General features: G+C 71.7%; 6 protein-coding genes. 2 read left to right on the plus strand and 4 right to left on the minus strand.

Features of this window, described 5'->3' with window-relative positions; genetic code table 11:
- Both ACRDSK_RS30345 and ACRDSK_RS30350 read left to right on the plus strand, forming a co-directional pair.
- The coding region (locus ACRDSK_RS30345) for a TetR/AcrR family transcriptional regulator (RefSeq protein WP_431444821.1) at positions 1–612 on the plus strand (612 nt) is incomplete at its 5' end.
- 7 nt (positions 613–619) lie between these two features.
- Positions 620–2,011, plus strand: coding sequence for a cytochrome P450 (locus ACRDSK_RS30350; protein WP_431444822.1), 1,392 nt, complete (start codon positions 620–622; stop codon positions 2,009–2,011).
- A gap of 1 nt (position 2,012) precedes the next feature.
- On the opposite strand, the gene ACRDSK_RS30355 is transcribed toward ACRDSK_RS30350, so the two are convergent.
- From ACRDSK_RS30355 to ACRDSK_RS30370, 4 genes are all read right to left on the minus strand, one after another.
- Positions 2,013–4,283 (minus strand): helicase, encoded by a 2,271-nt coding sequence (locus tag ACRDSK_RS30355; protein ID WP_431444823.1) that lies wholly within the window; start codon positions 4,281–4,283, stop codon positions 2,013–2,015.
- 108 nt (positions 4,284–4,391) lie between these two features.
- On the minus strand, positions 4,392–5,003 hold the full coding sequence (locus ACRDSK_RS30360; protein WP_431444824.1) for a TetR/AcrR family transcriptional regulator: 612 nt from the start codon (positions 5,001–5,003) through the stop codon (positions 4,392–4,394).
- On the minus strand, positions 5,003–6,163 hold the full coding sequence (locus ACRDSK_RS30365; RefSeq protein WP_431444825.1) for an acyl-CoA dehydrogenase family protein: 1,161 nt from the start codon (positions 6,161–6,163) through the stop codon (positions 5,003–5,005). Before ACRDSK_RS30365 ends, ACRDSK_RS30360 begins: the two co-directional genes overlap by 1 nt.
- The coding region (locus tag ACRDSK_RS30370) for a biotin/lipoyl-containing protein (RefSeq protein WP_431444826.1) at positions 6,160–6,728 on the minus strand (569 nt) is incomplete at its 5' end. The genes ACRDSK_RS30365 and ACRDSK_RS30370, both read right to left, overlap by 4 nt.

Genomic DNA, 6,728 nt, shown 5'->3' on the forward strand with positions numbered 1-6,728 from the left:
CCGCCGGCCGGGGCGCCGGTCGAGGCGGAGCCGCCGCGTCCGGCGGGGGTCACGCCGCCGTCGCGCCGCGAGGAGCTGCTGTCCGCGGCCACCCTGCTGTTCCGCGACCGCAGCTTCCACGCGGTGAGCATGGAGGACATCGGCGCGGCCGCGGGCATGGCCGGGCCGAGCATCTACCGCTACTTCCCCGGCAAGACCGCGATCCTCGTGGCCGCCGGGTACCGGATGGCCGACCGGCTCGCGCACACCGCCGACACGGCGATCGGCGACGCGGCCGACCCCGACGGCACCCTCGCCCGACTCGCGTCGTCCTATGTGGACACCGTGCTGCGGTCGGACAACCTGCTGGCCACGTTCGCCAGCGAGCACGGTAACCTGCCGGACCCCGACCGCAAGGAGCTGCTCCGCGTGCAGCGGACGTACGTGGCGCAGTGGGTTCGCCTGCTGCGCGCCGTCGCGCCCGAGCTGTCCGAACCGGAGGCGCGGATCACCGTGCACGCCGCGCTGACGGTCGTCAACGACCTCGCCCGAACGCCCCGAATCGCCGCCCGGCAAGGGATCGCCACCGAGCTCACCGCGCTGGCGGTGAGCGTGTTGGAGGCCAGGAAGTAGGTGTGTCATGTCCGTCGTGTCGACCGACGCCATCGACAAGTGGTTGCTCAACAGGAAATGGGCCCCGCGAGACCTCTCGGCGCCACCGGCGGGCAGTGACCTGGCGCCGGTGCCGGGCGACCCCGGGATGCCGTTGCTCGGGCACAGTCTGGAGATGCTGCGCCTCGGCGTCCGGTACGGGCTGAAGCGCTACGAGACGCACGGGCCGGTCTCGTGGGTGCGCGCGTTCGGCATCACGATCGTGGCGGCCGCCGGGCCGGAGGCGGCGCAGGTCGTGCTGGCCAACAAGGACAAGGCGTACTCCCAGCAGGGCTGGACCTACTTCATCGGCCCGTTCTTCAACCGCGGCCTGATGCTGCTCGACTTCGACGAGCACCTCTATCACCGCCGGCTCATGCAGCAGGCCTTCACGACCGATCGGCTGCGGGGCTACCTCGACCGGATCGGCGACGTGGCCCGGCGCGGGCTCGCCGGCTGGCGGCCGGGCGAGCGGTTCACCGTCTACCCGGCACTCAAGCGGTTGACGCTCGACATCGCCACCGACGTCTTCATGGCCGCCGACCTGCCCGCCGCGGACAGCGAGCGGATCACCCGGGCGTTCATCGACACCGTACGGGCGGGCACCGCGCTCATCCGGCTGCCGGTCGGCCGCTGGGGTGCCGGCTTGCGTGGCCGGAAGGTGCTCGAGGACTACTTCCGGCGCAGCCTGCCGGCCAAGCGCGCGTCGGACTCGGATGACCTCTTCGCCGCCCTGTGCCACGCCCGGACCGACGAGGGCGAGATGTTCAGCGACGACGACGTCGTCAACCACATGATCTTCCTGATGATGGCCGCGCACGACACGTCGACCATCACGACGTCGGCGGTGGCGTACTACCTCGGCAAGCACCCGGAGTGGCAGGAGAAGGTGCGCGCGGAGTCGCTGGCGCTGGGCGAGTCGCCGCCCGACATGGCCGCGCTCGACCGGCTGGGCACGCTGGACCTGGTGATCAAGGAGTCGCTGCGCCTGGTCGCGCCGGTGCCGTCGCTGGTGCGCAAGACAGTGCGGGACACCGACCTGCTGGGCCACTACGTGCCGGCGAACACGCTGGTCAGCGTCACGCCGTGGGTCAACCACCTGGTGCCGGAGTACTGGCCGGACCCACGCCGCTTCGACCCGGAGCGGTTCGCGGAAGGCCGCCGGGAGGACAAGGTGCACCGGATGGCGTGGATGCCGTTCGGCGGCGGGGTGCACAAGTGCATCGGCATGCACTTCGGCATGTACGAGGTGAAGTACCTGGTACACGAGCTGGTGCGCCGCTTCGAGTGGTCGGTGCCGTCCGACTACACCGTCCGCTGGGACCCCACAGCCCTCCCCATCCCGACCGACGACCTCCCGGTCACCTTGCGCGCCCGCTAGCTCATCGGAAGTTGCTCAGTCCCGCGGAAAGGGGATGGCAGTGGGAGGGCCGTGGATCGAGATCGGCTTGGCCCTGCCTCGGCTCGAGTCCGTGCAGGGGCTCGGGGAGGTCCTCGGTGTGGACGATGCCCAGGCGCTGCGTCGCGCGGGTCAGGGCCACGTACAGGTCGGCCGCGCCCGACGGTTCCGTGGCCAGGATCCGTTGGGGCTCGACGATGATGACCGCGTCGTACTCCAGGCCCTTCGCCGCTCGGGGGGTCACCGCGCCGAGGTTCAGGTCTTCGGGGGCGAGGACGGCCACCGTGCCGTCACCCAGGGCGGCCGACTCCGCGCGGGTCAGCTCCGCGACCGTGCGAGAGAGCTCGGCCGGCGTGGTGCGCGCCGACCACGGGCGCGCCTCGCCGTGCCGGACCGACTTCGGGGGCTGCAGCGACGGGTCCATCTCGGTCAGCACCCGCGCCGCCACCTCCATGATCTCCGCCGGCATCCGGTAGTTGACCGTCAGCTGCCGGTAGGTCCACCGCGCCGGCACGTACTCCTCCAGCATCGCCGCCCAGGACCGGGCGCCGGCCGGGGACTCGCGCTGCGCCAGGTCGCCCACGATCGTCAGCGACCGGCTGGGGCATCGGCGCATCACCACTCGCCAGTCCATCTCGGACAGCTCCTGCGCCTCGTCGACGACCACGTGCCCGTAGGTCCACTCGCGGTCGGCCGCGGCTCGCTCGGCCAGCGTCCGGTGGTCGCGCTCCTCGTGCCGCTCGGCCAGCGTCTCCGCGCCGATCAGGTCCACCGCACGCAACGTCTCCTCGTCCGGGTCCTCGTCGGTGTCCAGGATGTCCAGCACCCCGCGGGCGTAGCGGCGCTCGGCCCGCCTGATCCGCTCGAGCGCACCATCGTCCCTGGTCAGCGGGCCGATCAGCTCGAGGGACTCGTCGAGCAGGGGCACATCGGAGACGGTCCAGTCCGAGCCCGGCTCGCGGGCCAGCGCGTCACGGTCCTCGGCCGTCAGCATGCCTTCGCAGGCGACGACCAGCCGATCGGCCGAGCCGTACAGCTCGACCAGCAGGCCGTACGGGGTCAGCCGGGGCCAGAGGGTGTTCACCGCGGTCGTCAGCGCGCGGCTGCGGGACAGCTCACGACGGATGTCCGCGCGAGTGTCCTCGGCCAGCTCCGGCATGTCCCGGATCTCCAGCCAGTCGCCGCCGATGCGCACGACCGCCTGCTCGGTGAGGTCGAGGATCAACGAGTCGCGGAAGGTCGGCCGGGCCTGGTTGTGCAGCAGCCCGCTGGCGCGCGCCCGGTCCCGGGCGCGGGCGGCGACCTCGTCGTCGATCTCGACGGTCACGTCGTCCAGCTCGATCTCGATCGGCGTGCCGGGCAGCTCCTGGCGGTCGGCGACCGCGGCCGCCAGCACGTCGACCATGGCCAGGCCGCCCTTGACCCGGCGGGTCCGCGGCGGATCGGTGGCCGACGTCTCCAGGCCGACGTGCAGCTCCCCCGGCGTGGCGAACACCGCGTCGGTCTCGCCGAGCGAGGGCAGCACGTCACCGATATAGCGCAGGAAACCGGTGTTGGGGCCGATGACGAGCACGCCGCGACGGGACATCCGCTCGCGGTGCGCGTAGAGCAGGTAGGCGACCCGGTGCAGCGCGACGACGGTCTTGCCGGTGCCGGGCCCGCCGTCGATGACCACCACGCCGGTGTGCCCGAGCCGGATGATCTCGTCCTGCTCGGCCTGGATGGTGGCGACGATGTCACCCATCGTCTCGCCGCGCGGGGCGTTCAGGGCGGCCAGCAGGACCTCGTCGCCGCCGGCCACGCCGTGGTCGAGGACGTCGTCGTGGAAATCGAGGATTCGCCGGTCGCGAGTGCGGAAATGGCGGCGCCGGGTGACGCCTTCGGGATTGGCGGCGGTGGCGCAGTAAAATGGGCGGGCGACCGGTGCGCGCCAATCGGTGAGCAGCGGCCTATAATCGTCGTCCTCGTCGAACAACCCGATTCGGCCGACATATAGCACCTCGTCGGACTCCAGGTCCAGCCGGCCGAAGCACAGTCCGCTGTCGGCCACCCGGAACCGCCCGAGCCGGTCGTGCAGCGAACTCGCCGCGACGTCGCGTTGCCACAGGTCCTCGGTGGTCTCGGTGGAGCCGTTGCGCAGCACGCCGCTCAGCTCGGCGGACGCCGCCGCGCGTTCGGCGTCCAACCGCCCGTACAGAAACCCGATGTGCTCCCGTTCGGCCGCCAGTTCGGCCTCGTACTGTGTTCTCGACAATGCCGCCTTTGACAAATGCGCCCCTCATCCACTACAATAATCGCGATTCGGGCCATTCCGTGAATTCCCCGGAATACCCGAACAATCGATTATTACTCGGATGTCAAGTCAGGCGATTCGCGCATCGGCCACGGCCGCGTCCAGCATCGTCGCCCACTGCCGCAGCACCCGCGCGCGTCGGCGGCCGTCGTCCGACAGGAGGTTCGCGAGGCCCAGGCCGCGGGCCAGGTCGAGCGTCGCCTGGACCGCCTCGCGGACGCCCGGGACCGACTCGTCCACGCCCAGCAGGTCCAGCGCCAGCCGGTGCGTCTCACGGCCCACCTGCGCCTCCAGCTTCAGCACCCGCTCCCGCAGCTTCGCGTCCGAGGACGCGGCCACCCACAGGTGGATGGCCGCGCCGAAGACGGCGCCGGTGTACATGTGCTCGACCATGTCGACCACGGCCTGGGTGCGGCCGGGCCCGGTCGGCAGGTCGGCGGCGTGCGAGCGCAGCAGCGCCAGCCGCTCCTCGGTGACGTACTCGACCGCAGAGGTCACCAGGTCCTCGCGGGTCGGGAAGTGGTGCTGGGCGGCGCCGCGCGACACGCCCGCCCGCTCGGCCACCACCGACACCGTGCTGCCGGACCAGCCGACCTCGGCCAGGCACTCGATCGCCGCCTCCAGCAACCGCTGCCGGGTGACCCGGCTCCGGTCCTGCCGAGGTTCGCGCAGATCCGTCATCAGTACGACTTCGGTAGGCCCAGCGTGTTCTGGGCGACGAAGTTGAGGATCATCTCGCGGCTGACCGGAGCGATCCGGTTGACGCGGGCCGCGGCGACCAGCGCGCCCAGGCCGTACTCGGCCGTCATCCCGTTGCCGCCGTGCACCTGCACCGCGGCGTCCACCGCCTTGACCGACGCCTCGGCGGCCGCGTACTTCGCCATGTTCGCCGACTCGCCGGCGCCCATGTCGTCGCCCGAGTCGTAGAGCGCGGCGGCCTTCTGGGTCATCACCTTCGCCAGCTCCAGCTCGATCTTCGCCTCGGCCAGCGGGTGCGCGACGCCCTGGTGCGCACCGATCGGCGTGCTCCACACCTGTCGGGTCTTCGCGTACTCGACGGCCTTGCCGAGCGCGTGGCGGCCCATGCCGATCGCGAACGACGCCGCCATGATCCGCTCCGGGTTCAGCCCGGCGAACAGCTGCAGCAGCGCCGCGTCCTGGGAGCCGACGAGCGCGTCGGCGGGCAGCCGTACGTCGTCGAGGAACAGCATGAACTGCTTGTCCGGCGAGACGATGTCCATCTCGATGGGCTGGTACTCGAAGCCCGGCGTGCTCGTCGGCACGATGAACAGCGCCGGCTTGAGCCGACCCGTCTTCGCGTCCTCGGTCCGGCCGACGACCATGACGGCCTCGGCCTCGTCGACACCGGAGATGAAGACCTTCCGTCCACTCAGGACCCAACCGTCGCCGTCGTGGCGGGCGGTGGTGGTCAGCTTGTGGGCGTTGGAGCCGGCGTCCGGCTCGGTGATGGCGAACGCCATGCGCAGCGAGCCGTCGGCGAAGCGTGGCAGCCAGGTCTGCTTCTGCTCGTCGGTGCCGAAGCGGCTGATGATCGTCGCGCAGATGGCCGGCGACACGACCATCAGCAGCAGCCCGCAGCCTTGCGCGGCGAGCTCCTCGGCCACCGCGGCCAGGTCGCCGATGTTGCCGCCCCCGCCGCCGAACTCCTCGGGCACGTTCACGCCTAGGTAGCCGAGCTTGCCCGCCTCGGCCCACAGCTCGGTGGTCTTCTCCCCGCTGCGGGCCTTGCGCTGGAACCACTCGCCGCCGTAGCGCTTGCCCAGGTCGGCCACCGCCGCCCGCAGCGCCTGCCGCTCCTCGGACTCAGAAAAGGCCGTCATGATTCCTCCTGTGTGACAACAGCGAGCACGCGTCCGACTTCCACCTGGTCCCCGACGGCGACCCCGAGCTCGGCGACCACACCGTCGGCCGGGGCAACGATCTGGTGCTGCATCTTCATGGCCTCGAGCCACAGCAGTGGCTGGCCGGCGCTGACCTTGTCCCCCTGGCCGACCGCGACCCGCACCACGGTGCCCGGCATGGGCGCGAGCAGTGAGCCCGCCGCGACCTGGTCGGCGGGATCGGCGAAGCGCTCCACCGGCGTCAGGGCCACCGACCCCAGCGGGGAGTCCACACAGGACAGGCCGGGGTAGGTGGCGACCTCGAACCGGCGGCGCAGCCCGCCGACGTCCAGCACGACCTCCGACGGCGTCGCCGACACGAGCGCCACACCGTCCGGCCCGTCGAGGCCGCCGCGGGTGAGCCGGTAGCGGACCTCGTGCTCGGCCCCGCCCGCTGCGAACGTCCTGACCTGCGGCTGCGCGACCACGTTGCGCCAGCCGCTGGGAACCCGGCCGAGCACCCGCGCCGCCGCCCGGTTCGCCGCGGCCCGGGCCAGCGCCGCGG

It is taken from the genome of Actinophytocola sp., from assembly GCF_050699915.1.
Classification (GTDB): Bacteria; Actinomycetota; Actinomycetes; order Mycobacteriales; family Pseudonocardiaceae; genus Actinophytocola.